Consider the following 25,839-nt stretch of genomic DNA (forward strand, 5'->3'; position numbering starts at 1 on the left):
GTGTGATACAAAGATGTTGATTTTTCAAATAGTATGCAAGCATACTATTTGAAAATAATTTTAAATTTTTTTGAAATTATTTTCGGAAAATGTTTGGTCTTAAAAAAAAGTTTTCTACCTTTGCAGTCCCGAAACACAGGCGGGATTCAGGTGAAGTAGCTCAGTTGGTAGAGCATCGGACTGAAAATCCGTGTGTCGGCGGTTCGAGTCCGCCCTTTACCACAAAAAACCCCTTAAACGCAACGTTTGAGGGGTTTTTGCTTTTTCGGAGTAGCTTTGGGGGACAGTTTTTTACAAAGAATTTCAAACCACCTCCAATTTCAATTCTTTTCCCAGTCCCAATTCCACAATTTTATGCAAGGATTCTTTAAGTCTTGGCTTTAGAAAGAGTCAATTGTTAATCCTGAAAATATACTTATACTCTTCATCAAATACAGACTAAAAGAGTATATTTGAGTAAATAAAATAAACGTATTGACTTGCAGATTTACGAGGCTATATCTTTTCAGGAAATTGTGGGTGTTGGTGGTTCTACTTATCCGTGGCGAGTGTTGGTTGTAGATGAAAATAATCACATCAGACCATTTTTAGTTAAGATATTTACGAAACGACAACTCTTACAGCAACATGCTATTGCCAAAGAATTATTTGGTAATGTCTTGGCTCGTGAGTTTGAATTAAATGTTCCAGAAGCAGGGTTAGTGAATTTTTCAGAACCGTTTGTTGAGTATCAACTCCGACAGGCTGAAAAGGATATACTTTCACAAAGAGATAATGGATTGAAATTTGGTTGTGAGTGGGTTAATGGAATGCAGATTGTTGATACAAATAACTTAAAATCCCATTTAAAAGATTATGATTTGGCTACCATTTTTGCTTTCGATAACTTTGTACTCAACTTAGATAGAGGTGGATACCGAAACAAACCCAATCTGTTAGTTAATGATGAACATTTTTTGTTGATTGATCATGAACAACTTTTTTACTTTTCAGATGATGTCAATGCTTCCGACAATCCAGTAATCGCAGACTTCAAGAATAATATTTGGAATTATCAGGCTGAAAGACACTTATTTTATCCTTTGTTGAAAAGTTTATCATCACGAGCAAAAAAGGATATTTTTGGTACGTTCTGGTATTATCTAAAAAACTTAGATGCTAATATTTTGGATGAGACGGCATTTTTCCTAAGTCAACATCAAATTTCGATAGGGAATTTTGATTTGATAAAAGAATATATTTATGAAATAAAGTCCAAACCTGATAAGTTTTGTGATTTATTGATTCAAAAGATTGCTTGAGTCAAGCAAGAAGTAAAAGAGTTTGTCTATTTAGTCGTATATATTTGGAATTGAAATAGCGAATAAAAATTACCTAATGCCTAAAATTATAGGCAATTAGAATAATAATTTAAAGATTTTAAATCTTAATAAAATAAGGATTGAAACAAAAGATGAATAACATTTTTCAATATAGCCCTCTTCAATATCACTATAATTCAGCTTCTGGAGAAGTATTGAATGTGGGCTTATTGGTATTGTTTCCTGACCAACAAAAAATTGCTTTTGTTTATCCTGAAAAACTAAATCGTCTTCGTTATGCCTATCCGAATAGTATTGCAGAACGTACTTTAAAAGCTTTTTTAAAGGGTATTGATGGCAAGGTTCATGCTCTGAATCGTCAACCTGAAATTTTTAATGACTACAAAAATCGCCCAATTGAATTTATTAATAATGAACTTTTAATAAAAGATGCTTCTGCATTGCAGTTTGGGGAAATTAAAACAAGTATTCTCTACACAGAGAATATTAAGGATATTATAACACAGTTAAAAGATTTGTACTTGTCTTTTTATGAGGTTGAAGAAAGTCCTTATAAAATCCATACTGAGGAGTATTTGATAAAAGAGTATAGAAAGAAAATAAAGTTAGGTAACGAGCAAATTTTTACTCAAAACAAAATCGAAGAAAATAAAAGGATAGGAGAGTACTCTTTCCCGTTTGCTTGGCAGAATGGTACTTATAATATTGTAAGCCCAGTAAGTTTAGATTTAAAAATGCCTGAATCTATCATCAGAAAGGCAACGCTAAATTTTGGTAAATTTACACTTCTGCAAAGCTATGCAGATGAAAACAAGGCAATGTTTGATATTTTATTAGCAGAACCAAAGCAGAAATCACTTGTAAAAAAGTACGATGAAGCTATTACAATTTTAGAACAAGTAAAGTGTGTAAGGCTTTGGGCAGAAAACCAATTAGAGGAATATTCCCAGCGAACTTTGGAAGCGTTAAATTTATAAATCTAAAGAGAACCGAAAAAATGGTTCTCTTTTTTTGTGGGTACTACTAACAAATATTCGTTTGACAAACCACTAAGAGTCTGTTGTTGTATGCTTATTTTAAACTTCACTTCAAAATTATTCAAACCCACCCATAGAAAAATATTATCTTTGGCATTGCAAACAAGCAAATCAAAATTTAATCATGAACTACATAGAAGTAAAACTAAACATCAACCCAGAATTTTCGGATATTTTCATGGCGGAGTTAGGTGAAATTGGCTACGAAACTTTTACCGAAGAAGTGGAGGGTTTGAACGCTTACATTACGGAGGACTTGTTTTCGGAAGAAAATCTGGATGAAATTATGGAGCGTTATTTAGCGATGACTCCTATTAGTTATAGCTACTCGACTTTAGAGAAAAAGAATTGGAATGAGGAATGGGAGAAAAACTATGAGCCAATTTTAGCCGCCAATGGGCGTGTAAGAGTACGAGCGAATTTCCATGAACCTGACCCAAATATTCAATATGAATTGTTGATTAATCCTAAAATGTCCTTCGGAACGGGACATCATGAAACTACTTCGATGGTGTTGAGTTTACAAATGGAGATTGACCATCAAGCCAAAAAAGTATTAGATGTTGGTTGTGGAACGGGTATCTTAGCCATTTTTGCGTCAAAATTGGGGGCTTCGGAAGTAGCAGGTTTTGACATTGAAGAATGGGCGGCTGAAAATTCTCGTGAAAATGTAGAGCTAAATGCTTGTGAAAATGTAGTGATTCGTCAGGGAACAATTGAAGATGAACCTGCCGACCAATACGATATTATTTTGGCAAATATCAACCGTAATATTTTGATGCGTGATATTCCAAAATATGTTGAATTTATGAAAGCTGCTCCATCAAAATTAATTGTTAGTGGTTTTTATCAGCACGACATCGAAGATATTGAAAAAGTAGCAAACGAATCAGGTTTAACAAAAACACATACCGAAAACAAAAACAATTGGGCTGCGGTGATTTTTGAAAGAAAATAAGTGGCTTTCGGCTGTCAGCTTTCTGATTTCAGCTTTAAACTGAAAGTGATAAAAAAACGTAGCGGCGACCTTCACGGTTACCGTTTTTATTTTCTTAAAACCGAAAGCCGATTGCTGACAGCCGAAAGCCCTTTACCCCCTCACCAATCCTTCCGCTCGCAAGTAATCATTCGTCAAAACTTCTTTTTCGGGGTTGAGTACTTTTTGAGTCAATACTTCACAAACAAACAATTCATGGTCGCCAGAGTCGATATTTCCTACACAGCGGCATTGAATATAGCCAATGGCTTCGGTTAAATACGGGCAACCTCTTTCGTCCATCTCAAAAGGAAGGTTGATGAATTTGTTTGAAGTCCTACCACTTTTTCTACCCAGTTTGGGTATAAGTTTTTTGGCTTGTTCTTTTGCTAAAAGATTTACATTCAGTATCATACTTTCCTTTACCAACTCAATAGTATAATCTGTTTTGTCGAGAGCCACCGTAATAAATTTGCCTTGCATAGCACTTTGCATTACCCAAGTAGCAATGTTAGCATTTATTTTTCCTAATAAAGAAACCGTAGTGATTGAATGTACATCGTAATTTTTGTATTTTAATAATGCTTTAGTCATAAGTAGCGTATTTAGGATTTTTAGATTGTAAGACAGGTCATGAAACAACTATAAAAGCTTGAATTTTAGTAACCAGTTGCTCAATTACCAATATTATTTGTCCTGAATTTTACAATTTGATGTAACTTTGAAAACTGTTAATCAAAAAAGTTGTTTAGAGAGATGGAGGTAATTAGTAATTCTTCTGATGTTGAACGGTTTCGGGTAATATCGCCACAAGACGTAGATGCCCGAAAAAAAATGAAGAAAATGAAATCATTTCAGATTCCAGAGCTATATAAAAGTAGTATTATTGGCGGCATCAAGGAGAAACGCCGAGTACAAGATAAACTTAAAAAGGACTTTACACCGACTGTCTTAGATTGTGGTTCGGTAAAGTTTCTCATATCCCGACACTTTGGCTTTTGCTATGGTGTTGAAAACGCTGTTGAAATTGCCTACCGTACTATCGAAGAAAATCCAGATAAGAGAATTTTTCTATTATCAGAAATGATTCATAACCCTGACGTAAATGCTGATCTACAAAGTCGTGGAGTGAATTTTATTATGGATACTTCGGGCAGCCAATTGATTCCGTGGGATGATTTGACAGATAAAGACGTAGTAATTGTACCAGCTTTCGGTACAACGGTCGAAATCCAACATCGACTTGCTGAAATTGGAATTAATGCTTACCAGTATGACACTACTTGCCCTTTTGTAGAGAAAGTGTGGAATCGTGCTTCGGCAATTGGACAGAAAGATTATACCATTGTAGTGCATGGAAAACCTTCGCACGAAGAAACAAGAGCTACTTTTTCTCATGCTAAAGAGAATGCACCGACCATTGTTGTAAAAGACATGAAGCAAACCGTAGAATTGGCAAAGTACATCACTGGAGAAAAACCAACAGCACAATTTTATGAAGAATTTAAAGGTCAGTACTCAGAAGGTTTTGATGTAAGTAAAGATTTACAGAGAATCGGTGTAGTAAATCAAACTACTATGTTGGCTTCTGATACTCAAGGAATTGCAGATTATTTGAAGCAAATCATGATTCAAAAGTATAATATTGAAGGCTCTGATGTAACGGCTTATTTTGCTGATACTCGTGATACGCTTTGTTATGCTACTAACGATAACCAAAGTGCTACTTATGGTTTATTGAAAGAAAACGCAGACTTAGCAGTAGTGGCTGGCGGTTATAATTCATCGAATACTTCGCATTTGGTAGAATTATGTGAGCAAAAATTGCCAACCTATTTTATTTCTTCTGCCGATAAAATCTTGACAGAAAATCTGATTTGTCATTTTGATTTACATTCAAAAACAGAAAAACATACAAGTGATTTTATACCGAAAAAAGAACAAGTAACCATAATGCTTACTTGCGGAGCTTCTTGTCCAGATGCAGTGGTAGAATCAATTTTATTGAAATTACATTCGTTTTTCCCAGAAGCTTTACCTATTTCGGTGGCATAAAAATACTCTTATTTTATATTTTGGAGGCTAAACTTGAGGGTTTAGCCTCTTTTTTTGATAGCAATAAGTAATCAGGCAGAATAGGCAATAGGCTGTAAGCCGTAAGCAAAAATACTTTTCACTGTAAAAAATAAACATTTTGCCTATTGCCTAAAGCTTAGAGCCTAAAGCAAAATTTTAAAACTAATTCTACACTCTTGCTTACTTATCCACACAATTCAGAGTTATCCACATTTTAATTTTTATTGTGGATAACTTTCAGCCATCATTCTCGGTGTAGAAATTTGGTTTAGCATGAATATTATTTGTAAATTCAGTTCCCTAAAACCAATTAATTAAAAGCCTATAAGTCAGACTAAAGTCTAAAGTAAAAAATCTTTTATTTGTGTCCATAAATCAATCCAACAAAATGCAAAGACGTTCGGCAATTAAAAACTTAGCCCTGACGATTGGCGGAACAATCGTTTTACCGACATGGGCAAATGCGTGGAGTAAAGAAACACTGCAAAATCATTCATTGAGTATTACTTCTTCTCAGGAAACATTATTAGCAGAAATCGTAGCTACCATTATTCCAAAAACTGATACTCCAGGAGCAAAAGAACTGGGTGCTGATAAGTTTATTCTGAGAATGATAGCTGATTGCTACGATAAAAAATCACAAGACATTTTTGCAAAAGGGCTTATTTCTGTGGATGAATTAGCTAAAAAAGAGAATGGTAAAACTTTTGTAGAAAATGACTCAAAACAACGGTTAGAAGTTTTGAAAAAAATGAGTACTTCACAAAACAGTGATGAAAAAGGTTTTTTACATTTGGTAAAAGGACTGACTATCGACGGGTACTTGGTTTCGGAATATGTAATGACCAATCTAAGAATTTACGAAATGGTTCCGGGACGTTATCATGGATGTGTTCCTATTAAAAAGTAAATTTTTACTTTTTTTAGTCCAAAGGTTAAACGACTAAGCAATCAAAACAAGTAAAATAATTTATCATTCAAGCGATATGTCGAATATAAATATAGATGCCATAAAAAATCAAACTTACGATGCTATCGTAATTGGTTCGGGAATAAGTGGTGGCTGGGCTGCCAAAGAACTTACTGGAAAAGGATTACGCACCTTAGTTTTAGAACGAGGCAGAGAAGTAAAACACGTAGTGGACTACCCAACTACTTTGATGCAACCGTGGGAGTTTGAACACCACAATCGTATTAAAAAAGAAGTGAAAGACGCCAATCCGATTGTAAGTAAATGTTATGCTTTTTATGAAGGAACAGAACAATTTTTTGTAAAAGATGCCGAACATCCTTACGTACAAGAAAAACCATTTGACTGGATTCGTGGCTACCAAACTGGTGGAAAATCTTTACTTTGGGCTCGCCAAACACAACGTTGGTCAGAATATGATTTTCAAGGCCCAGCCCGTGATGGCTTTGCCGTTGATTGGCCAATTCGTTATGCCGACCTTGCTCCATGGTACAGTTATGTAGAAAAATTTGCAGGTATTTCTGGGAATAAAGATAATTTGGCGAGTTTGCCTGATGGTGAATTTTTAGCACCACACGAACTCAATTGTGTAGAGAAATACTTCAAAGAACAAGTAGCCAAAAATTATAAAGACCGCCATATCATTACTGGGCGATGTGCACACCTTACTTCGCCCAAACAAGTACATTACGACCAAGGGAGAGCTCAGTGCCAAAGCCGAACAATTTGCGAAAGAGGTTGTCCTTATGGTGGATATTTCAGTAGTAATTCATCTACTTTGCCTTGGGCGGCTAAAACTGGTAAATTGACTTTACGTCCGCACTCAGTGGTACATTCTATCATTTATGATGAGAAAAAAGGCAAAGCCACAGGCGTAAGAGTAATTGATGCCAATACTAAGCAAATGATGGAATTTTATGCAAGAATCATTTTTGTAAATGCTGCTGCATTAAATTCAAATTTGGTTTTGTTAAATTCTACTTCACATCGCTTCCCGAATGGTTTAGGAAACGACAGCGGCGTGTTGGGTAAATATGTAGCTTTCCACAATTATACTGCAACGATTGATGCTGAGTATGAAGGATTTTTGGGAAGTACAACGGACGGACGTAAACCAAATTCTGCTTATATTCCTCGTTTCAGAAATGTTGAAAAACAAGAAACTGATTTCTTGCGTGGTTATGCGGCTGGCTTCTCGGCAGGGCATTATCAACATGATGACAGAAGTGGCTTAGGCGAAGATTTGAAAAAGGCTTTATTAAAACCTGAGTATAACAATGTTTGGAATGTAGGTTCGCACATGATGGGCGAAACCATTCCGAAAGAAAGTAATTATGTAGCTTTGGATAGCTCGAAACTTGACCCGTGGGGAATTCCACAATTGAAAATTTCAGTAGATTACGACGACAACGACCGCAAAATGGTGAAAGATTTCTTTGAACAGCTTACAGAAATGTACACAAAAGCAGGTTTCAAAAATATCAGAACGAACGACTCGCATCGTACTCCTGGTTTGGATATTCACGAAATGGGCGGAGCAAGAATGGGTAAAGACCCTAAAACGTCAATTTTGAATAAATGGAATGCGATTCATAGTTGTAAAAACGTGTTTGTGACTGACGGAGCTGCCATGACTTCAACTTCAACACAAAACCCATCGCTTACTTATATGGCTATGACGGCTCGCTCTGCTGACTATGCTGTGAAGGAAATGAGAAAAGGGAATTTGTAAGTGATAATAGTGATTGGTGTTTTATATTCGTAATTATCAGCTATTTTACAATTTAAACGACGTTTTTGTAAATATTTGATTATTAGGTATATAAAACACTAATCGCTACTTAATAGAAACAAGCAAGAAGTAAATGTACAAACCTACTTAAAAATCCGAAGGGTTTTCGTATTTGAATTGATAAGCTGTTTGCTCAATCAATTTCTTAGGACTAATAATTTTAAAAGGAATTTCTTCAGTCGCTTCTTCAAAAATTGGTTTTTCAAAGCCATATTTTTCACAATTTTTTAAAAATACAGTTTTACGAATCGGGTGTTCAGGCGAAACTACATTGTAAGTTTCTTGCCAAAAACCTTTTTCAAGAATCATCGTAATGATTGCCACCACGTCGTCCTGATGAACATAATTAACAGGAATATTACCAGTATTGATTCGTTTTCCTGCAAAGTACTTCGCTCCAATTCTTTCATAGCCCATCAATCCTCCGCAACGCAAAATAGTTGTCTGAATATTTTCAAGGTTTTTCAGTAGGTTCTCTACTTTTATCAAAGCCGAGTTTTCATTAACAACGTCGTTTTCTGTTACTTCTTTGTTCAAATCTGGATAGACCGAAGTTGAAGAAGTATAAATAACAGATTGGATAGTAGAAGTCGCCAAGGCACTTGCCAAAGACTGTATTTGCTGAATGTGATAGTCTTCGCCAAATTTTCTAGCACGTGGAGGAATACAAATAATTAATACTTCTGATTGAAGAAAATCCGAAAGTTTTTCGCCCTCAATAGCAGGCGAAAATTGAAGTAAATAAGGCGAGATTCCTACATTTTGTAATAAAGGAAATTTATTTTCCGAAGTTGTAGAACCTTTTACTTGGTGTCCTCTTTCAACCAAAAATTTGCCCAAAGGCAAGCCAAGCCAACCGCAACCTAAAATGCTAATTTTCATAAATAAAACTTTTTTCTGTGGATAAATTCTTCCACTACTTCCGGAATCATATAACTAATTGACTGTCCTTTTTTCAAACATTCACGAATAAAAGTTGCTGAAATGTCCAATAAAGGAGCATTCACCAAACGTACTTGTGGATGGTTTTCTAAAGGACTTGGTTCGGCGTTGGGGCGTGGGTACACGTACAAACCAAAGTATTCTAAAATTTTATCATGATTTTTCCAATTCGGAAATTGTGCCAAATTATCGCCGCCAATAATCAATTTGAATTCGTGTTGTGGATGTTTTTCTTGTAGCCGAATCAGCGTATCAATGGTATAAGAAGGCTTTGGCATCGAAAATTCAATATTCGTTACTCTGAATTTTGGATTATCCATAATGGCTTTTTCTACCATATCATAACGGTCGAATTCGTGCAAAAGCGATTTGTTTTTTTTAAATGGATTTTGTGGAGAAACAACAAACCATACTTGCTCCAAGTCGGTTGTAGTAGCCATTACGTTCGCCACAATCAAATGTCCAATATGGATAGGATTGAACGAACCGAAAAATAAACCAATTTTCATAAAAAGGTATGTGTCTTTAATGATTGCTTACAAAATTAAGCATTGAATTTTTCTCTCGAAGTTTTAATTTGATGAATATTCTGGTCTGCCCAACTTGCCAAACTGGTAATATGTGGCATAAGACTCATTCCCAAATGCGTTAATTGGTACTCAACTCTCGGAGGAATTTCTGGAAATACTTGTCTTGCCACCAAGCCGTCGGCTTCTAAAGTTCTGAGCGTAACCGTCAACATTTTCTGCGAAACATCTCCAATTGTTTTATTGATTTCATTAAAACGCATCGTGCCGTTTTCTCCCAAAACCAAAATCACCAGTATCGACCACTTGTCGCCAAATCTGTCTAATACATTTCTTATGGGACATTGAGGAGAGGTTGAAAATTTTTTAAAATTTTTTTCCATCTTAATTGATTGATTTTCAATATTAATTACTTCTGAGTAAGTGCCTAACTTTTTCGTGCCTTCTTGTGAGGTACTTACTTACCTTTTACCTTTGACTTACCAAAAGTAACTTAATAACTTTTAGTTTGCAAAAAAACATTCATAAATAAACATTTAAAGAAATGAGTAAGATATTAGTAACAGGAGCAACAGGCGGATTAGGAAGTGCCGTTGTAAATTTTTTATTAGAAAAAACAGCAGCGTCAAACATTTCAGTATTGGTAAGAGATGCCGCTAAAGTGGAAACCTTGAAAGAAAAAGGAGTAAATATTGTTGTGGGCGATTACAGCGATATAGATTCATTAATTGCTGCTTTTCAAGGAATTGATAAATTATATTTTGTTTCAGGAAGTGATGTTCAACACAGACTTGCACAACAAGAAAATGTAGTAAAAGCAGCCGTAGCCGCAGGCGTAAAACACGTGATTTATACCAGTTTCCAACGTAAAAATGAAACTGAAACTTCGCCAATTGTATTTGTGGCTAAATCGCATATCCAAACAGAAGAGTGGCTAAAAGCATCTGGTTTAAATTACACAATTTTGAAACATACTTTGTATGCCGATATTTTGCCATTGTTTATCGGTGGACAAGTACTTGAAACAGGCGTAATTTATCAGCCTGCTGGAGATGGAAAAACAGCTTTCGCTTTGCGTACAGATATGGCAGAAGCAGGAGCAAATATCTTGACAAGCGAAGGTCATGAGAATAAGATTTATGAAATCACAGGTGCGAAAACCTATTCGTATCAAGACATAGCAGCGATAATTTCATCAATTACAAGTAAGCAAATCGTGTATGTTTCGCCAAGTGTTGAAGAATTTAGCAAAACACTTACAGAAGCAGGCGTACCAGCAGAGTACATTGGTTTATTTGCTGGTTTCAGTGGAGCAATCAAAGAGGGAGAATTTGACGAAGTAAGCACAGATTTAGCCACTTTATTGGGTAGAACACCAACTTCTCTTGAGACTTATTTGCAAGGAGTTTATGGGAAGTAATTTGAAAATTTGAAGATGTGTTAATTTGAAAATTAATACAAAAATCCGTTGTTGAAATTTTCAACAACGGGTTTTTGTATTTTTAAATAAACTGAAAGCTGATGACTGACAGCTCACAGCTCTAAGCTCAACGCTCACAGCTAAAAACCTACAAAGCCGCCAAAGCTTGTTCAATATCTTCTTTTAAATCGTCGATATGTTCGATACCTACTGAAATTCTCAATAAAGTTGGTTCAACGCCTGCCGAAATTTGTTCAGCTTCCGAAAGTTGCGAGTGCGTTGTTGAAGCTGGGTGAATAATCAATGTTTTAGCATCGCCCACATTGGCCAAATGACTGATGAGTTTAAGGCTATTCACAAATTTTTCGGCTCTGGCTTTATCACCTTTTAGTTTAAACGAAAACACGCCACCAAAACCACGAGTAAGGTATTTTTTCGCTAATTCATGGTAAGGGCTACTTGCTAAACCGGGATAATTTACACTTTCAACTTCTGGATGTTCAGCCAGCCAATTAGTAAGTGCAAGTGCATTTTCGCCAATTCTTTCTACTCTTAAAGTTAGCGTTTCTAAGCCTTGCAATAACAAGAAAGAATTAAATGGACTTTGTGCTGGCCCCCAATCTCGCAAACCTTCTACTCTGGCACGAATGATAAACTGGATATTTCCGAAAGGCCCACCGATACCAAAAACATCATTCAATACTAATCCATGATAACTTGGCGAAGGCTCTGTAAACTGTGGATATTTTCCATTTCCCCAGTTGAAAGTACCTGCATCTACAATTACACCACCCATCGTAGTTCCGTGTCCACCAATCCATTTAGTCGCCGATTCTACAATGATATGAGCACCATGTTTGATTGGCTGTGCAATAGCACCGCCCGCACCAAAAGTATTATCAACAATAATGGGTAAATCGTATTTTTTAGCTAATTCAGCAAAGGCTTCAAAATCAGGAATACTGAAACTTGGATTCCCGATAGTTTCTAAATAAATCGCTTTGGTTTTGTCGTCAATCAAGGCTTCAAAAGACGAAACATCGTCGCCATCAGCGAAGCGAGCTTCAACACCAATATTTTTGAATGAATTTTTGAATTGATTATACGAACCACCGTATAAAAACGAAGTAGTAATAAAATTGTCGCCAACCGTAGTAATATTATTGATAGCGATAAACTGTGCCGCATGCCCCGAAGCAACAGCCAAAGCCGCCACGCCACCTTCTAAGGCAGCTATACGTTTTTCAAAAACATCACTTGTTGGGTTCATAATTCGGGTATAAATATTCCCAAATTCTTTCAAAGCAAAGAGGTTAGCCCCATGTTCTGAACTGTTGAACTGATAAGCCGTAGTTTGGTAAATAGGTACTGCACGAGAATTTGTTGTAGGGTCGATTTCCTGCCCAGCGTGCAATTGAAGTGTTTCAAATTTCATGAGATTGTTTGTTAATTTTAAACGATATATTCTACTTATTCGATAGACAAAGTTAATTAATAAATTTAAACGTAAAATTATAGTCAAGTATTTTATCTATTAAAAATAAATTGTTTTAACAAAATTTTACATTTACTCCCTCCAACTGAAAATTTTTGGTGGATTGAACAATTACTTTTGTTTTAAGCCACTTGCACTTTGTTTTAAGCTTTTCAGTGATATTTTGTAGTCGATGCTTTTCTCTGTGTGTATAGGTGTTTTCTTCTAACCAAAAAACAAAAAAGATTTCAGTATTACTTTGTCCGATTTTCTGATGAAGCGTTTCCCAAAAATTTTTATGATTGGTCGTATTTCTGGATGCTCCAGCAATGATTGAAATAGTATCTCTAAGCTTTTGGGCAACTTCATTGGTAAGTACTTCAATATCTTCATGTTTTACGCCCTTAAAATTCTTGACTTCCATAAAAAAGATTTTATCAGGAGTATAGAAACCCAAAAAATCAGTGTCTTTTGTACCTTGTAAAAACTTTTTAGCATTAATGATATTGACATCATTATCCGATTTGATGATGTTGTACCGAGAGTCAAATTCAAAATGTAGATTACTTTCTTCAAAAACGGTCATCTTATTTTATGATTTGAGTGCTTTATTAAAATAGGTTTGCTCTAAGTCATAGAAGTTTGAAAATTCTTCTAAAATCGAATTTTCGGATAAATCGGCGATACATTCTCCTTCATCCACTAATAATTCCTGTTCTTTTTCATACATTCCAAAAAATTTGATAGGAGGAAGGTTTTCTTCAATTAAATCTTTTCGATATTCTGATTTCAAAGAAAGTAAATTCGTTAATAAATAATCATGTGAAGCAATGAATACTTGAACTCCGCTATTGGCTAATGTGATTAAAATTTCAGCAATCTGACTAATTAATCTTGGGTTTAAATTGGCTTCTGGTTCATCCCAAAAGAGTACGGAGTTTTTTCCTAATTCACCATTTAAAATCAAATACATCAATGTAGCAATTTTTCTAAAACCTTCGGCTACTAAGGGCATTTCCATTTTCCCTTGTTCGTTTTTGAAGTAAAACCGTCCATTTTCTTTCAATACATTTGCTCCAGTAATTTTTTCTAAAGGACTTACTAATTTTTGAGCTTCATCAAATCGTCTGCCTTTTAATAAACTGGTATCTAATGCCAATGCTAATTGATAATATGTTTCATCAAAACTAATTTCTCTTTTTTGATATAAACTGATAAAACCTTCAAAAACAGAGATAATTTCTCGTGGAGGAATGTATAAAGATGGTGTTTGTGCTAAAGTAGCATATTTTTCAGTTTTTACACTCGTTTTTGAATTGGTTGAAAAATTGAAGTTTTGTGCTGTGCCGTCAATAATGATTTCTATTTCAGCCTTTGCTCTTCCTTGACTTCTTTTTACAAGCCTTCCTAAGTTTTCAGGCTTGAAATAGTTTACCAAATTTTCTCCTAATAAGCTCTCGAATTTTTCTTTCCCAGAGCCATTATTTGCTTCATTGGTTTTTAGAATTACTGATAAAAGTTTTAATAAATGAGTTTTCCCTGAGCCATTTTGTCCAACAAATACATTCAAACCTTTTGAAAATTCAAAAGAATTATCCTCAAAGCGAGTAAAGTTTTTAATATGAATTTTCTGAATCATCTTAATGTAATTTAAGAGAAATTTAATTACTTATCAGGACTTCTTTTTACTAAAACTTTTTCAAAATTTTCTCCACTGCATCCAAGTAGCCGCCGCCAAAAAGATTTACATGAACCATCAAAGGATATAAATTATACAAAGGAATGCGGTCGCCAAAACCGTTTTCGATTGGATATACTTCGTGATAGGCTTCATAAAATACGGTATTAAAGCCGCCAAACATGGTTGTAAATGCTAATTCTGCTTCACGCAAGCCGTAATAACAGGCTGGGTCAACTAAGGCTACTAATCCTTCGTTGTCGGTCATTACATTGCCCGACCACAAATCACCATGCAAAAGTGCTGGCTTTTCGTTGGGGATTAGGCTGGGGAGTTTCTCGTACAAACGTTGAAACTTTTCGTATAATTCTGGCGAAATTTTGCGGTCATACAGAGCCAAACCAGCTTGTACTTTCAAGCGTTTTTCAATAAAAAATGCTACGCCATTTTCCATCCATTCATTACTTTGGCGTAATGCACCCACATAATTGTTGAAGTCTAATCCGTGATTTTGATTGGTATGCAAATGCAATTTTGCCAGTTTCTGTCCGAAATCTTGCCAGTAGTTTTCTTGTTGGAAACCAGCCGTCAGAAATTCCATCATCAAGTACTCTTTGTCTAAAATCTTTCCGTAATTGATTACTTCGGGAATAGACAAAACACCTGTTTCTCTTAATACTCTAAGACTACGAGCTTCTGATTCAAACATTCCTTCGTGGTCGCCTTGATTCCACTTGATAAAATAATTGCCTTCGGCAACTTTTACTTTTACGGCAAGATTAAAATTTCCGCCATAAAAAAACTGAAAATCAAGTACTTCTGGATGATGCCCTAAGTTTTCAAAAAGAATACTCTCTATAAACTGATATTGTTCTTGTGTCTGGAAAGTCATAAAAAAAGGATTGTGAAGTATGTAATAGGATTTATTTGTTTCCTGTCTTCATTGGTTTATTCCAAAATTACGAGAAAACCATTAAATTGCATGGAATGAACGATTTTATCAAAACAAATTGTTGAAAATCACTTCAACGACAATTCATAAAATTCAAACACAGTAATGAAATACAAGAAACACGTTTTTATTTGTACTAATCAGAAAGATGCTCCAAAAAAATGTTGCGGAGCAGAAAGAGGAAGTGCATTAGTGGATGCCTTCAAAGCATCTTTGAAAGAAAAAGGATTATCGGCTGAAATCAGAGCTCAGAAAGCAGGTTGTTTAGATGTTTGTGCATTTGGCCCAGCTTTGGTAGTATATCCAGAAGGCGTATTTTATGGTAATGTTCAATTGTCGGACGTAGAAGAAATCGTAGAAAGCCACTTAGTTGGCGACAAGGCTGTTGAGCGTTTAGTAATTGCTTAATATGATTGTCCTTTGAAATAGCAAAACTCTTTCAAAGGACAATTTTAAAATTACTCAAAAAGTGTTATGCAAATTAAATTTCTGTAATTCAGTATTTTAACTCATCACTCACAATTCACAACTCATCATTCCAACGTATCATGTACAAAATTTATCCAACATTATTAAATTCTTTTGCTCTCTATGAAAATCAAACTACTGATTTTCAAGGGAACATTATGGTGGATTTATGGGAAATGATAGACCGCATTAATCGAGTAAAAAAGCCAACTACCGACGCACAACAACGGGGAATAGATTTTGAAAAAGCCATCATTACTGGCGAAAATGAAGAGGCTTTCAAAGAAGAAGTTATCGAAAAAACCAGAGAATTATTGCCACACAAGTACAAAACTCAATTTTATACCGAAGCAAGGTATAAAAACTGCTTGATTTATGGTTTTGTAGATTTGGTTGGTGGCGACCGTGCCGTTGATTTAAAATCCACTCGATTTTATGAACCCAATCGCTTTGCCTTCAATCATCAGAATTTATACTTATTGGGTTTGCAGAAGTGGGGCGTAAAAACGTTGGAGTACATCATCACAGATTTTGAAGAAGTGTATCAAGAAAAATACAGCATCAGTACTTATAATTTTGCACCACTTTACCGACAAATAGATGCTTTTGTTGACTTTTTAGAACAACACCGCAAACTCATCAAAGACAAAAAGATTTTCGACAAAAAAGGAGACACCAATCAATTGTCGTTATTTTAGAGTGGCTTTAGGCTATAAGCCGTAGGCAATAGGCTTAATTTTTTTCTATTCATTTAAAAAATAAAATCACAAAAATCTAAAGTCTTCAAATCTTGTTTCTTGCCTCTTGTATCTTGTCTCCAAAAATCCTAAAGTCCTCCAGTCCCAAAGTCTTGTATCTTATCTCCAAAAATCTTAAAGTCCTAAAGTCTTTCAGTCTCAAAATCAGAGAATTCTCTTCAACTCAATCAAATCCTTCACTTCATGCTTAGGCACAAAAGTCCGTTCTTGTTTTCTGCCGTCAGGATTAAAGAAAACCGTATCAATGCCCGCTTTATTTGCTCCAACAATATCACTCTGAAAACTATCACCAATCATAATACACTCAGAAGCCTTCGCCCCGACTAAATCCAAAGCATATTCAAAAATACCCACATCAGGTTTTTTGTAACCCGAATTCTGAGAAGTAATAATTTCACGAAAATAATGTTTGATTCCACCAAAACTCATCTTTACTTCTTGAATTTCAATAAAACCATTGGTAATAATATGTAACGGATACTTCGGAAAAAGGTAGTCTAAAACCTTTGTTGTATTGGGGAGTAAATGTGGTTTTCGGACAGAAGTATGAATGTAACGTTCGGTGATTTCGTCGCAAAGCGAATGGTCGTGGCAGCCTAAGCGAGAGAAAATCATCCGAAAGCGTTCGTGACGTAAAACAGATTGAGAGATTTTCCCTTGTTCGTACAAATCCCATAATTGATGATTGACTTCGTTGAAAGTAAGATAAAACTGAGCAGAAGAGCTAATGCCGAGTTCTTGTAAATGATAATGCTGATATACTTCATCCAAAGCCAGTTTTGAGTTTGTATTATGGTCCCAAAGCGTATGGTCGAGGTCGAAGAAGAGATGTTTATACATAAATTTTTCAGGAAAGAAGAAGTCTATTGCTGATAACAAAATCCTTCGCTTTTTGTTTTTCAAGGATAAAAATGAATTAATTTGCAATAAGCTATTCTTTTGTATAAATTCATAGTTTGTAAAAACAATTTTAAGAAATTAAATTAAATTATAAAATGGCAAGTCAACCCACCGATGAAAACCAGATAAATGTAGAATTAACCGAAGCGATGGCAGAAGGTGAATACGTGAATTTGGCGATGATTGCACATTCTCAGAGTGAATTTGTTATTGATTTTATTAAAATGATGCCCGGTATTCCGAAGGCAAGAGTAAAATCAAGAGTAATCCTTACACCCGACCATATTTATCGTCTTTTGAATGCTTTGAAAGAAAATATCGAAAAATACGAGGATGCTTATGGCCCAATTACTCAAGACAAGAACGGTTTTCAGTTTCCGACCAATTACCGTGGGCCAATCGGCGAAGCTTAGATAAGGACAAAATAGCATCAATCATTTATTTAAAATTTTCATCAACAAAGCGTAAAATGGGTTTTAGACTTAGGTCTATGCACTTACTTTACGCTTTATTGTTGATTTTATATGACAAAAACAGTAGATAAATTGTACTATACTACTTTCAAAATAAATAATAAACTATTGAGATACAATGAACCCAAAACTGACCAAAGCACATTTAGCCTCACATTCTCAAAAATTGAGCAAACTTCTTGAAGTACCCGACGAAAAAGTATTTGAATTACCCGAAAAAGTACTACAATTTGGAACAGGAGTTTTATTGAGAGGGCTTTGTGATTATTTTATCGACAAAGCAAATAAGCAAGGCGTTTTTAATGGTCGTGTTGTTGTAGTAAAATCTACTGACAAAGGTGAAGCAGACGATTTTAATGAACAAGATGGACTTTTCACGCATTGTATTAAAGGACTTGAGAACGGCCAGCCAATAGAAGAGTATGTGCTGAATGCGTCGATTTCTCGTACATTATCTGCTCGTTCGGAATGGAATGAAGTACTCAACTGTGCCAAAAACCCAGAAATGCAAGTAATCATTTCTAATACCACAGAAGTAGGTATTGCTTTGCTGGAAAACGATAAAGTAACCAACAATCCTCCACAATCTTTCCCTGTTAAATTATTAGCGTTTTTATACGAGCGTTGGAAAACTTTTGGTGGTACAGCCAAAAGTGGAATGGTGATTATCCCAACGGAATTAATCGTAGGAAATGGTGATAAACTTCAAGAAATTGTTTTAGAACAAGCTCATAGAAACGGACTTGAGCCAGATTTTATCGAGTGGCTCGAAACCCATAATCATTTTTGTAATTCATTAGTTGACAGAATTGTTCCGGGAAAACCAGACCAAGAAACGAGAACTGACCTACAAAAAAGATTTGGCTACACAGACGATTTGATGATTCTTTCAGAAGTATATCGTTTATGGGCGATTCAAGGAGATGAGAAAATTCGTAAAATTTTAACTTTTGCTTCTGTTGATTCGGGCGTAATTATCGAAAGAGACATCGAAGTATATCGTGAATTAAAGTTAAGAATGCTCAATGGAACGCATACGCTTACTTGTGGAATGTCTTATTTATTGGGCTTCCGTTTGGTAAAAGATGTAATGAGTAATGCTTATTTGAACAGAATCATTACCAACTTAATGCTTGGCGAAGTATCTTTAGCGATTCCGTATAAAATTGATTCAAAAATTAAAGACCGTTTCGGTAGAATGGTTTTAGACCGTTTCCGTAATCCATTCTTGAATCATAAATTATTAGATATTACGGTTCAATATACTGCCAAAATGAAGATGAGAAATATCCCGATTCTGCTTCAATATTACCGTGAGTTTGGTAAAGCTCCAGAACTTTTTGCAATGGGTTTTGCTGCTTATCTACAATTTATGAAGGCAGAAAAAGAAGTAAATGGAAATTATTACGGAGAGTCGAACGGAGAGTATTATCCAATCAACTGTAATTTTGCTCCTTACTTCTATGAAGCTTGGGAAAATTTTGATTTAGACAAAGTATTAGCCAACCGCAGTTTGTGGGGTGAAGATTTAACACAATTAGATGGCTTCGCAGATGCCGTAAGAAAGTATTTATGAAAAGAGTAGTCACTTTCGGTGAGGTAATGATGAGGCTTTGTACGCCTCGTCATCACCGTTTTCAACAAGCGACAAGTTTCGATATTAATTTTGGAGGGGGCGAAGCGAATGTTTCGTCCTCTTTGTCTATAATGGGAATACCTGCCAGCCATGTTACTCGATTCCCAGACAACGACTTGGGGCAAACAGCCATCAACGCTTACAGAAAACATGGTGTGGATACCCAGCATATCGTTTTGGGTGGCGACCGCATCGGTGTTTATTTTGTAGAACAAGGCGTAGCCATGCGACCCAGCAAAGTTATTTACGATAGAGCCGCTTCTTCATTTGCTACGCTGAATCCAGCGGATTTTGATTGGGAATTGATTTTTCAAGATGCCCAGTGGTTTCATTTTACAGGAATAACCCCTGCGATTTCTGCTTCGGCGGCTCAGGCTTGTTTGGAAGCCGTTAAAGCAGCCAGTAGAATGGGATTAACCGTTTCGGCAGATGTAGGTTACCGTTCAAATTTATGGAAATGGGGAAAACGCCCCAAAGAAGTAATGCCCGAACTGATAGAGTACTGCGATGTAATCATTTGTAGCAAAGGCGATGCCGCTGATATGTTTAGTATTGTTCCGACAGACGAAAAGAAAAGCTTTAAATCTGTGTGTCAGCAACTCAATGAACGGTTTCCTAAACTCAAGAAAATACTTTCTACCAAAAGAGGACAGATTTCAGCTTCGCATAATACACTTGTCGGAAAATGTTGGAATGGAGTAGAAATGTTAGAAACCAAAACCTTGAACATTCCAGACATTGTAGATAGAATTGGCGGAGGCGATGCGTTTATGGCAGGTTATATTTATGGAGAATTGATTTACCAAAATACCCAAAAAGCCATAGAATTTGGGGTAGCAGCTTCGGGCTTGAAACATACCATTGAAGGCGATTTTAATATTGCCAGTGTTGCCGAAATAGAAGCCGTAATGAATGGCGATGTTAGCGGAAAAATAAGAAGATAAGATGAAATTTCCTCAAAAAAGTATTTATGCCAAATTGGACGAAGTACCTATCATGCCACTTTTCAATCATCCAGATATAGAAACAAGCAAAGCCGTTGCCAAAGCTTGTTATGATGGAGGCATCAGAGTATTTGAATATACCAATCGTGGTAAAGGAGCGGATAAAGTTTTTGCAGCTTTGGTAAAATACATTCGTGACGAATTCCCTGATATGGCAATTGGTATCGGTACAATTTATAATGCCCAAGAAGCCGAGTACTTTGTTAGTTTAGATGCTGATTTTATCGTTCAGCCCACTTTGGATGCAGGAGTGGCAAAGGTTTGTCAGCAAAATCAAATGGCTTGGTTTCCGGGCGTACTTACTGCCAATGAAATTTACCAAGCACATCTTTTAGGAGCTGATATTGTAAAGATATTTCCAGCCAATGTACTGAATCCATCCTTCATTAAATCTATTAAAAGTATTTTACCAAAGGTAGAAATGATGATTACGGGAGGGGTTGAGCCTACTGCTCAAAGTTTGAATACTTGGTTTGGTGCAGGAGCAAAAGCCGTAGGAATGGGAGGACAATTATTCCCTAAAGACATTTTGGAAAAAAATAATTTTGATTGGATTGAAACTACCGTCAGAAACTGTATCAGTATAGTGAAAGGAAAGCACGAATAACTTATACGATGCCATTTACTTATTATTCAATGAGTAATTTTTTCATATCGTTTGAAGGTAATATCTTACATTCTCATTAATTTTGTACTTTTACAAGAATATCCAAGCACAGGTTGTTTTAATTAATTAACTTTACACGAAACCTGACAAGAATACTAAAATAAAGAACAAAATAATAAAATGGGATTATTTAATTTCCTGACTTCAGACATTGCGATTGACCTTGGTACTGCCAATACGTTAATTATCCATAAAGATAGAATAGTGGTTGACGAACCATCTATTATTGCCCTTGATAAAGCCACCAACAAAGTGTTGGCGATTGGAAACAAGGCAATGCAGATGCACGAAAAAACTAACGAAAATATCAAAACTATCCGTCCTTTGAAAGATGGAGTAATTGCCGACTTTACGGCTGCCGAATTGATGATTCGTGGAATGATTAAGATGATTGATACGGGCAACCGTTTCTTTACACCTTCTCATCGAATGGTTATCTGTATTCCTTCTGGTATCACAGAGGTAGAAAAAAGAGCGGTAAAAGATTCAGCCGAACACGCTGGAGCGAAAGAAGTGTACATGATTCACGAGCCAATTGCTGCGGCAATCGGTATCGGTATTGATATTGAACAACCAAATGGTTCAATGATTGTGGACATCGGCGGTGGTACTACTGAAATTGCTGTTATTGCCCTTTCAGGTATTGTATGCGAAGCTTCGGTTCGTATTGCTGGTGATGTGTTTACTCGTGACATTGTTGATTATATGCGTCGTGAACACAATTTATTAATTGGTGAACGTTCGGCAGAATTAATCAAAATCGAAGTAGGCTCGGCTTTACCAGAATTAGATAATCCGCCAGCGGATTATGAAATTCGTGGACGAGATTTGATGACAGGTATTCCTAAAGAAATTAAAGTAACGTACTCTGAGATTGCTTATGCTTTGGACAAGTCGATTTCAAAAATTGAAGAAGCCGTAATGAAGGCTTTAGAGGTTTCTCCTCCAGAACTTTCAGCCGATATTTACCATAATGGTATTCATTTAACAGGCGGTGGAGCTTTATTACATGGTTTAGACAAACGCTTGGCGAATAAAACAAAACTTCCAATTCATATTGCCGATGATCCTTTAAGAGCCGTTGTGCGAGGTACTGGCGAGGTACTCAAGCACCTTGATCATTTCAAGCCAATACTTATCTCTTAATGTGGCAATACATGAAATGGGTAAATGAAAGAATAAAACCAAACGTTCTTTCATTTACTCATTTTACATTAAGGGCTATTCGCAGTTAGTACTGTACGAAGGATTATAAAACTGTTGTTTTCGGATTTCAGATGTCGGATTTCAGCTTTGTAAAAAGTTTTTTGAGGAAATATTTTATCCAATTTCCGAAATCAGAAATCCCAAATCATAAATTGCTTTAAAACTTTCGTACACAATTAATTCGCAATTATACAATCATCCAAGAATCTATTTTCAGAAAATGTATCAGTTAATCCAATTTTTATCCAGAAAACGAGCCTTCATTTTGTTCGCATTGTTGGAAATACTGAGTCTCTGGTTTTTCTATTCGGTCAATAATTATCCAAGTGCAATACTTTTCAATACCACAAATCTTTACGTTGCACAAGCCTTGAAGTTATCCAATTCTCTTGTTGAATACTCTAATCTAAAAGCTGTAAATACAGATTTAGCCTCAGAAAACAAACGCTTGAATGAAATGGTAGCTAAATTACAGGCTCAGCAGCTTAATGTACCTACGTCTGTTGTTCGCTATAAAGCAGATTCTGCGGTAGCAGCACGTTTTAAATATACCGTAGCCAAAATCACAAACCTCACTACTTCTCAATTCAATAATTATATTACGATTGATAAAGGTTCGGCTGATGGTTTAGCTCCTGGAATGGGCGTAATTTCATCAACTGGAGTAGTTGGAAAGATTAAATCTTGTTCAGAACATTATTCAAGAGTAATCACAATTTTGCATTCAGATTATACGGTTTCTGCTAAAATAAAAAGTAATAGCGAGATTGGTTCAATCAAATGGGATGGCGTAAATCCTGAAATTGTTGAAATGACAGATGTATCAAGATACAAAACCGTAAGAGTACGTGATACGATTATGACTTCTGACTTCAACTATGTTTTCCCGCCAAACATCGTAATTGGCTACGTGAAGAAAGTTGGCGTAAAACCAGATAATACTTTCCATGATATAAAAGTACAGTTGGCAACTGATTTTCACACACTTTCGTATGTGTATGTGATTAACAATACTTTAGAAAAGGAACAAAAAAAATTAGAGGAAATTGATAACGAACCTAAAAAGTAATATCTTTTGCGGCATCGCCCAATCATTAAACTCGGCAACCTGATTTAAGAATGACTCCCAGAAATATAGTTCCTCAAATTTTTACCTTTATTTTTTATCTTTTGTTGCAAATTTTCTTTGTCAGACAATTGGTATTTTTTAACTATGCGTTTTGTTTTGTGTATGTAGCCACTATCATCTTATTGCCTTTTGATACCTCAAGAGTACAGTTAATCTTGTTGGGTTTTGTGGCAGGAATGTTGGTAGATGTATTCTACAATACAATTGGGGCAAATGCCGCCGCCATGACTTTAATTGCTTACTTACGCCAGCCCGTGTTGACTTTGTTAGTGCCACAAAGAGGTTATGACGAACGTCAGATTTTAAGCTTAAAATCTATGGGAGCTTCATGGTTTTTGAGTTATGTCGTTATCCTAACTATGATTCACCATTTTGTGCTTTTTTCTTTAGAAGCTTCCAACTTTGGCTTAATAGTTCCGATATTAATGAAAGTAATAGCCAGTACTATTTTCACTACACTTGTAATCATCATCATTCAATTTTTCAGAAAAGATTAAAATTCTTCTAAAAAAATAATGTGCCTTTTTGTCAGGAATATAGCCTGAAAAATCCTTGGCAAGTTGTTTGTTCGTAGAAGATACCCGACACTTTATAATTTGGATGACTGATGACGAATGATAATGATATGTCATTTTCTATTTTTTATCCAGTGATATTCAGCAGCAACCATGGACGAGCAAGAAGAAATCAAAATAACTCAAACCTATTCTGAAGCCGAAAAACACAAGGTTTTCGAGAAAGAATTTATGCCGTACATTGACTCAATGTACAACTTTGCCTTTCGTCTGACAAATGATGAAGATGATGCCAACGACCTTGTACAAGATACTTATCTTAAAGCATTCAGATTTATCAACTCTTTTGCAGAAGGAACTAATGCTAAAGCATGGCTTTTCAGGATTTTAAAGAATAGTTTTATCAACGACTTTAGAAAAAAATCTAAAGAACCATCAAAGGTTGATTACCAAGACGTTGAGACTACTTATAATTCAGAAGAAGATGCAGAAACAACGCAAACAGTAGATTTACGTGCTGATACTGTTCAAGACTTAATCGGCGATGAAATCGCTAATGCTTTGAATGCGTTGCCCGTAGATTTTCGTACTGTCATTATTCTTTGTGATGTCGAAGGATTCACGTATGAAGAAATGGCAAAAATTTTGGATATTCCAATCGGAACAGTTCGCTCTCGTTTGCACAGAGCAAGGATGTTATTAAAAGAAAAATTAAAATCTTATGCCAAATCATTGGGTTATGATGTAAATGCTGACAGTATGGCAGAGTAATTATTGACAAACAGAGAAAAATGTACTATTTTTCTATATTTTTTAAGGAAAGGGAATTTTTTTTTAAACCTTCCTGTTCAATAACTACTTGATTATCATAATCAAACCCCATTGAAACGCCAAATTAAAATTGATTAATCCTATAGAATAATGGTTTCCGAGGTTGAAAAAATTCAAAAAAAGACAAGTTGCGAGCATCAGTCTGAGTGCATGAAATTGGTACAGTTAATTGTGGACGGGCAAGCAACAGACGAGCAAATAGCTCAGTTTAAGGAAAACATGGATAAATGTTTACCTTGCGAAAAAGGATATGAGTTAGAAAAGTGTATTAAAGAGACAATGCAATTGAAATTAGAAAAGAAATGTATTCCTTCTAATTTGATTGATTGTATCAAAAAGAAAATAAGTGCATTATAAGTAACCCTTTTGAGGGTTCAGTAAAATGGTTATTAAGTTTATCGTTTATTTACGATTTTACTTAATAACTTTTTTTTTAAATCAAGTTTTTACCATTGACGCTTCAAAAATTGGAAAACGGAAAACTTATCATCTTCTCTGCCCCTTCTGGTTCGGGCAAAACTACCATTGTAAAACATTTACTTGCCAACAACGACAATCTTGGCTTTTCTATTTCTGCTTGTACTCGTGATAAACGTGGACGTAATGAAGAAAACGGTAAGGATTATTACTTTATGTCTCCAGATGAGTTCAAAATCAAGATTGATAACGACGAATTTGTGGAGTGGGAAGAAGTATATCCCGGAGCTTATTATGGTACTTTAAAATCAGAAATAGAACGCCTTTGGGCTTCTGGTAAACACGTTATTTTTGATGTAGATGTACGTGGAGGTGTGAAACTCAAAGAGTATTATAAAGAGCGTGCTTTGTCGATTTTTGTGAAAGTACCAAGCGTGCAAGAATTAGAAAAGCGTTTGCGTGAACGTGGTACAGACTCTGAAGATTCGATTTCTAAAAGAGTTTTTAAAATGAATTTTGAAATGTCATTTCAAGATAAATTCGATGTTGTTTTACTTAATGACGATTTGACAGAAGCTTTCAGAAAAGCACAGAAATTATTTGAAGAGTTTACACAATAGAGTAGAAGTATTGCTTCGTGTTTGCTAAAAGGCATTTTAGCAAACACGA

At 35.4% G+C, this 25,839-nt stretch carries 28 protein-coding genes and 1 tRNA gene; 20 read left to right on the forward strand and 9 right to left on the reverse strand.

Going from position 1 to position 25,839, the window contains the following annotated elements:
• Positions 1-149: 149 nt before the first annotated feature.
• The 4 genes from VB248_RS00370 to prmA all read left to right on the forward strand — a co-directional run bounded on the left by VB248_RS00370 (position 150) and on the right by prmA (position 3,317).
• A tRNA-Phe gene (locus tag VB248_RS00370) sits at positions 150-222 on the forward strand.
• A gap of 257 nt (positions 223-479) precedes the next feature.
• The gene (locus VB248_RS00375; protein WP_323294747.1) at positions 480-1,301 is read left to right on the forward strand and encodes a HipA family kinase; all 822 of its coding nucleotides are present in this window, start codon (positions 480-482) and stop codon (positions 1,299-1,301) included.
• A gap of 152 nt (positions 1,302-1,453) precedes the next feature.
• On the forward strand, positions 1,454-2,299 hold the full coding sequence (locus VB248_RS00380; protein WP_323294748.1) for a hypothetical protein: 846 nt from the start codon (positions 1,454-1,456) through the stop codon (positions 2,297-2,299).
• A gap of 184 nt (positions 2,300-2,483) precedes the next feature.
• Positions 2,484-3,317, forward strand: a complete 834-nt coding sequence (gene prmA, locus VB248_RS00385; RefSeq protein ID WP_323294749.1) for a 50S ribosomal protein L11 methyltransferase — start codon at positions 2,484-2,486, stop codon at positions 3,315-3,317.
• Between the two features lie 132 nt (positions 3,318-3,449).
• Here the strand turns inward: prmA and VB248_RS00390 are convergent, their stop codons facing one another.
• Positions 3,450-3,929: a flavin reductase family protein gene (locus VB248_RS00390; RefSeq protein WP_323294750.1), complete on the reverse strand. Its 480-nt coding sequence runs from the start codon at positions 3,927-3,929 to the stop codon at positions 3,450-3,452.
• Positions 3,930-4,178: 249 nt separating this feature from the next.
• Here VB248_RS00390 and VB248_RS00395 point away from each other — a divergent pair, with 249 nt between their 5' ends.
• The 3 genes from VB248_RS00395 (at position 4,179) to VB248_RS00405 (ending at position 8,113) form a co-directional block, all read left to right on the forward strand.
• Positions 4,179-5,390, forward strand: coding sequence for a 4-hydroxy-3-methylbut-2-enyl diphosphate reductase (locus VB248_RS00395; RefSeq protein ID WP_323295056.1), 1,212 nt, complete (start codon positions 4,179-4,181; stop codon positions 5,388-5,390).
• 385 nt (positions 5,391-5,775) lie between these two features.
• Positions 5,776-6,321, forward strand: a complete 546-nt coding sequence (locus VB248_RS00400) for a gluconate 2-dehydrogenase subunit 3 family protein (RefSeq protein WP_323294751.1) — start codon at positions 5,776-5,778, stop codon at positions 6,319-6,321.
• A gap of 76 nt (positions 6,322-6,397) precedes the next feature.
• On the forward strand, positions 6,398-8,113 hold the full coding sequence (locus tag VB248_RS00405) for a GMC family oxidoreductase (protein ID WP_323294752.1): 1,716 nt from the start codon (positions 6,398-6,400) through the stop codon (positions 8,111-8,113).
• A 147-nt stretch (positions 8,114-8,260) separates the two neighbouring features.
• Here the strand turns inward: VB248_RS00405 and VB248_RS00410 are convergent, their stop codons facing one another.
• The 3 genes from VB248_RS00410 to VB248_RS00420 are packed head-to-tail and all read right to left on the reverse strand — an operon-like array spanning position 8,261 to position 10,025.
• Complete coding sequence (locus VB248_RS00410) at positions 8,261-9,055, reverse strand: Rossmann-fold NAD(P)-binding domain-containing protein (RefSeq protein ID WP_323294753.1); 795 nt, start codon at positions 9,053-9,055, stop codon at positions 8,261-8,263.
• The gene (nadD, locus tag VB248_RS00415; RefSeq protein WP_323294754.1) at positions 9,052-9,624 is read right to left on the reverse strand and encodes a nicotinate (nicotinamide) nucleotide adenylyltransferase; all 573 of its coding nucleotides are present in this window, start codon (positions 9,622-9,624) and stop codon (positions 9,052-9,054) included. Before nadD ends, VB248_RS00410 begins: the two co-directional genes overlap by 4 nt.
• 35 nt (positions 9,625-9,659) lie before the next feature.
• Complete coding sequence (locus VB248_RS00420) at positions 9,660-10,025, reverse strand: winged helix-turn-helix transcriptional regulator (RefSeq protein ID WP_323294755.1); 366 nt, start codon at positions 10,023-10,025, stop codon at positions 9,660-9,662.
• A gap of 161 nt (positions 10,026-10,186) precedes the next feature.
• On the opposite strand from VB248_RS00420, the gene VB248_RS00425 reads away from it, so the two are divergent.
• Positions 10,187-11,062, forward strand: a complete 876-nt coding sequence (locus tag VB248_RS00425) for an SDR family oxidoreductase (RefSeq protein WP_323294756.1) — start codon at positions 10,187-10,189, stop codon at positions 11,060-11,062.
• Between the two features lie 148 nt (positions 11,063-11,210).
• Here the strand turns inward: VB248_RS00425 and VB248_RS00430 are convergent, their stop codons facing one another.
• The 4 genes from VB248_RS00430 to VB248_RS00445 all read right to left on the reverse strand — a co-directional run bounded on the left by VB248_RS00430 (position 11,211) and on the right by VB248_RS00445 (position 15,106).
• Positions 11,211-12,497 carry an O-acetylhomoserine aminocarboxypropyltransferase/cysteine synthase family protein gene (locus tag VB248_RS00430; protein WP_323294757.1) on the reverse strand — a complete coding sequence of 429 codons (1,287 nt, stop codon included), beginning with the start codon at positions 12,495-12,497 and terminating at the stop codon, positions 11,211-11,213.
• A gap of 115 nt (positions 12,498-12,612) precedes the next feature.
• The gene (locus VB248_RS00435) at positions 12,613-13,122 is read right to left on the reverse strand and encodes a hypothetical protein (RefSeq protein WP_323294758.1); all 510 of its coding nucleotides are present in this window, start codon (positions 13,120-13,122) and stop codon (positions 12,613-12,615) included.
• A gap of 6 nt (positions 13,123-13,128) precedes the next feature.
• Positions 13,129-14,175, reverse strand: a complete 1,047-nt coding sequence (locus VB248_RS00440) for an AAA family ATPase (protein WP_323294759.1) — start codon at positions 14,173-14,175, stop codon at positions 13,129-13,131.
• A gap of 49 nt (positions 14,176-14,224) precedes the next feature.
• On the reverse strand, positions 14,225-15,106 hold the full coding sequence (locus tag VB248_RS00445; protein ID WP_323294760.1) for a fructosamine kinase family protein: 882 nt from the start codon (positions 15,104-15,106) through the stop codon (positions 14,225-14,227).
• Between the two features lie 165 nt (positions 15,107-15,271).
• On the opposite strand from VB248_RS00445, the gene VB248_RS00450 reads away from it, so the two are divergent.
• Both VB248_RS00450 and VB248_RS00455 read left to right on the forward strand, forming a co-directional pair.
• Positions 15,272-15,574, forward strand: a complete 303-nt coding sequence (locus tag VB248_RS00450) for a (2Fe-2S) ferredoxin domain-containing protein (RefSeq protein WP_323294761.1) — start codon at positions 15,272-15,274, stop codon at positions 15,572-15,574.
• Positions 15,575-15,714: 140 nt separating this feature from the next.
• Positions 15,715-16,332, forward strand: a complete 618-nt coding sequence (locus tag VB248_RS00455) for a hypothetical protein (protein WP_323294762.1) — start codon at positions 15,715-15,717, stop codon at positions 16,330-16,332.
• Positions 16,333-16,536: 204 nt separating this feature from the next.
• On the opposite strand, the gene VB248_RS00460 is transcribed toward VB248_RS00455, so the two are convergent.
• Positions 16,537-17,232 (reverse strand): YjjG family noncanonical pyrimidine nucleotidase, encoded by a 696-nt coding sequence (locus VB248_RS00460; protein WP_323294763.1) that lies wholly within the window; start codon positions 17,230-17,232, stop codon positions 16,537-16,539.
• Between the two features lie 155 nt (positions 17,233-17,387).
• Between VB248_RS00460 and VB248_RS00465 the strand changes: the two genes are divergently transcribed.
• The 10 genes from VB248_RS00465 to gmk all read left to right on the forward strand — a co-directional run bounded on the left by VB248_RS00465 (position 17,388) and on the right by gmk (position 25,790).
• Positions 17,388-17,705, forward strand: a complete 318-nt coding sequence (locus tag VB248_RS00465) for a DUF3467 domain-containing protein (protein ID WP_323294764.1) — start codon at positions 17,388-17,390, stop codon at positions 17,703-17,705.
• Positions 17,706-17,883: 178 nt separating this feature from the next.
• The gene (locus tag VB248_RS00470; protein ID WP_323294765.1) at positions 17,884-19,341 is read left to right on the forward strand and encodes a tagaturonate reductase; all 1,458 of its coding nucleotides are present in this window, start codon (positions 17,884-17,886) and stop codon (positions 19,339-19,341) included.
• Entirely contained in the window at positions 19,338-20,345 is a 1,008-nt protein-coding gene (locus tag VB248_RS00475) for a sugar kinase (RefSeq protein WP_323294766.1), read from the forward strand. The genes VB248_RS00470 and VB248_RS00475 overlap by 4 nt, the downstream gene beginning before the upstream one ends.
• Before the next feature lies 1 nt (position 20,346).
• On the forward strand, positions 20,347-21,012 hold the full coding sequence (locus VB248_RS00480; RefSeq protein ID WP_323294767.1) for a beta/alpha barrel domain-containing protein: 666 nt from the start codon (positions 20,347-20,349) through the stop codon (positions 21,010-21,012).
• Positions 21,013-21,192: 180 nt separating this feature from the next.
• On the forward strand, positions 21,193-22,218 hold the full coding sequence (locus tag VB248_RS00485) for a rod shape-determining protein (RefSeq protein ID WP_323294768.1): 1,026 nt from the start codon (positions 21,193-21,195) through the stop codon (positions 22,216-22,218).
• A 280-nt stretch (positions 22,219-22,498) separates the two neighbouring features.
• Positions 22,499-23,347, forward strand: coding sequence for a rod shape-determining protein MreC (mreC, locus tag VB248_RS00490; RefSeq protein ID WP_323294769.1), 849 nt, complete (start codon positions 22,499-22,501; stop codon positions 23,345-23,347).
• 50 nt (positions 23,348-23,397) lie between these two features.
• Positions 23,398-23,904, forward strand: a complete 507-nt coding sequence (locus VB248_RS00495) for a hypothetical protein (RefSeq protein WP_323294770.1) — start codon at positions 23,398-23,400, stop codon at positions 23,902-23,904.
• A gap of 171 nt (positions 23,905-24,075) precedes the next feature.
• A complete protein-coding gene (locus tag VB248_RS00500; protein WP_323294771.1) occupies positions 24,076-24,693 on the forward strand; it encodes a sigma-70 family RNA polymerase sigma factor in 618 nt (205 codons plus the stop codon).
• Positions 24,694-24,843: 150 nt separating this feature from the next.
• The gene (locus VB248_RS00505) at positions 24,844-25,110 is read left to right on the forward strand and encodes a phosphohydrolase (RefSeq protein WP_323294772.1); all 267 of its coding nucleotides are present in this window, start codon (positions 24,844-24,846) and stop codon (positions 25,108-25,110) included.
• A 110-nt stretch (positions 25,111-25,220) separates the two neighbouring features.
• Positions 25,221-25,790 carry a guanylate kinase gene (gmk, locus tag VB248_RS00510; protein WP_323294773.1) on the forward strand — a complete coding sequence of 190 codons (570 nt, stop codon included), beginning with the start codon at positions 25,221-25,223 and terminating at the stop codon, positions 25,788-25,790.
• Positions 25,791-25,839 lie beyond the last annotated feature (49 nt).

The sequence above is a fragment of the Arcicella rigui genome, assembly GCF_034929435.1.
GTDB lineage: Bacteria > Bacteroidota > Bacteroidia > Cytophagales > Spirosomataceae > Arcicella > Arcicella rigui.